Source organism: Nitrincola tibetensis (assembly GCF_003284585.1).
GTDB lineage: Bacteria > Pseudomonadota > Gammaproteobacteria > Pseudomonadales > Balneatricaceae > Nitrincola > Nitrincola tibetensis.
The window spans coordinates 1-2,792 of record NZ_QKRX01000032.1; the positions used below are offsets into that span (position 1 = coordinate 1).

Here is a 2,792-nt window from a genome sequence, read left to right on the forward strand (position 1 = left end):
CTTGACCTTCTGGGACTTTGTTCGTCGCTCCTGATAGATCAATGGTGGCTTCAGCATTATCAACATCAGCCGTCACTTGGATGCTGGATGCAGTGGAGTCCAGTGCATCTTCAGCGGTGCCAGTCACTGGGTTGCCGTTGTTGTCGGTACCTGTCACCGTGATGTCTAGGTCACCGTCCGTTAGATCGGTGATATCCAGATCGGTCACTGTGTAGCTGCCGTCTTCTTCAACAATCGCGGTTGTCGTAACGGTGTTGCCTTCTTGGTCAGTGATCGTAACCACTAGCTCAGAGCCCACTGGGATATCAGTAGTATCACCTGTCACATCAATCGTTGGGCCAGCGTTATCCACTTCGGTCTCAACTGTGATGTCTGCCGCAATCGCATCCAGCTCAGCGTTATCTGTGCCTGTGATTGGGTTACCATTATTGTCCGTTGCGCTTGCAACCACGTCTAATGGGCCGTCAATCAAGCCGCTTAGGTCGGCTTCAACACTGAAGTTACCATCAGCGTCCAACGCAACGTCATTCAGAATAACTTCATTGCCCTGTTGATCTGTGATCACCAAGTTAACCGTGTTGCTGCCTGGCAGAACGTCTGTGGTGCTACCGCTGATCACAACGCTGTCCGCGTCGTCAGTAATGACGCCGTTGGCATCGGTGTTGTCGAAGCTGACTTCAACCGCAGATTCAACTGCGTCGAGCTCGTCTTCAGCAGTGCCTGTCACTGGGTTGCCGTTGTTGTCGGTACCTGTCACCGTGATATCTAGGTCACCGTCGGTTAGATCGGTGATATCCAGATCGGTCACTGTGTAGGTGCCGTCTTCTTCAACAATAGCGGTTGTCGTAACAGTGTTGCCTTCTTGGTCAGTGATCGTCACTACTAGCTCAGAGCCCACTGGGATATCAGTAGTATCACCTGTCACATCAATCGTTGGACCAGCGTTATCAACCTCGGTCTCAACGGTGATGTCTGCCGCAATCGCATCCAGCTCAGCGTTGTCTGTGCCTGTGATTGGGTTACCATTGTTGTCCGTTGCGCTTGCAACCACATCTAATGGACCGTCAATCAAGCCGCTTAGGTCGGCTTCAACACTGAAGTTACCATCAGCGTCCAACGCAACATCATTCAGAACAACTTCATTGCCCTGTTGATCTGTGATCACCAAGTTAACCGTGTTGCTGCCTGGCAGAACGTCTGTGGTGCTACCGCTGATCACAACGCTGTCCGCGTCGTCAGTAATGACGCCGTTGGCATCGGTGTTGTCGAAGCTGACTTCAACCGCAGAGGCAACTGCATCCAAAACATCATCAGCAATACCTATTACAGGATCACCGTTATTGTCAGTACCGGTCACGGTGATATCCAAGTCACCGTCTATTAATGAGCTGATGTCTAGATCAGTAACAGTGTAGCTACCGTCTTCTTCAACAATCGCTGTTGTGGTGACGGTGTTGCCTTCCTGATCAGTGATAGTCACAGTTAACTCAGAGCCAACCGGAATACCAACCGTATCACCAGTCACATCAATCACTGGACCGCTATTATCAACTTCAGTTTCGACACTAATTCGAGACGTATTAGATACACCGTTCAGATGAATTTCCAACGTTGACTCAACCAAGTCACCATCCGCATCTTTTAACACGTAGGTGAAGCTATCAACCAGTACCTCGCCTAACTGCAGTTTATCTCGAGTTTCAAGCTTGACTTGATAGCTATAGCTGCCATCAGGATTAACCGTCAGAATACCAAGATCAGTCTCAATAACACCTGATGCCGCATCAATATCCTTCCAAATAACGGGATCTTCATCAGCGGCACCATCGGCACCCCAGAAATAGTCCACCTGACCTTCAAACAACGGAATATCAGCTGTAGAGGCGAGTTCGGCGAAGAGTTTAAACGAATTAGAAGCCTGCTCTGTAGTTCTAATTTCATCAACAATATTGCCATCTTGATCAAGGAATCCCTTGATTTTGAACTCATACACCCGGTCATTAATTTCGTACGTTTGCACAAAGTCAATGTTTGTAATTTTTATGATGTCATCATTCTCAGGATCCTGAGGATTACTATTATTGTTAGGTGTTTCGTTATGCTCTAACTCAATACGAGCATCAATTTCCACCCTAGCTCCATCGATTAACAGAGTGAACTTCACTTCAAGAATTGTACTTGTCAGGACAGAGCCAGACGACAATATTGGGAAGTTATTGTGAGTAAAGGTACCCAACTCGATTAATTGATCCGTGAAAATTGTGTCGCCAGTACGGAAGTCCTCATTATCTTCGAATACATAGTTTGAACCTTGAGAACCATTTGCTGGCGTTCCCCAAGTTAAGCGATCTGCGTATTCATCTACATCGAGGACTTCACCTGATACACTTCCATTAATAGCTGTTGTTTCTTCAAGCAAGAAGCCTGCTTTGAAACCAGAGACTCCAGCCTCAGTGAGAGGGATACTGATATCTTCTTTTACAGCTTCAGCGACAGGAACATCATCAACAATGGATACTTCAACTTCTGCACTTTCAACATTTCCACGTTGATCTGTGACCGAGAGTGTAATTGGCTCTTTTGCCAACTCATCCGTTCCCTGTACAGGGTGTGAAGCGGGATTTAACAGCTCAAAAGTGTAGTCTATCTGGTACGCGTTATCACCAACCTGTGTAAAGCCAACAACTTCAATTACGTTGCCTTCAGGTGTTGTGATGCTGAAAGGCGCTGCATTGCTAGCCTCTAGTGCTTCAAGCGTAACAACTATTCCTGCAATGGTGACAGACTGTATG

The 2,792-nt window shown here is 47.2% G+C and carries 1 protein-coding gene; it reads right to left on the reverse strand.

Annotated features, from left to right (window positions below; genetic code table 11):
- A partial coding sequence (locus DN062_RS18615; protein WP_205126780.1) for a hypothetical protein occupies positions 1 to 2,792 on the reverse strand: 2,792 nt, incomplete at both ends.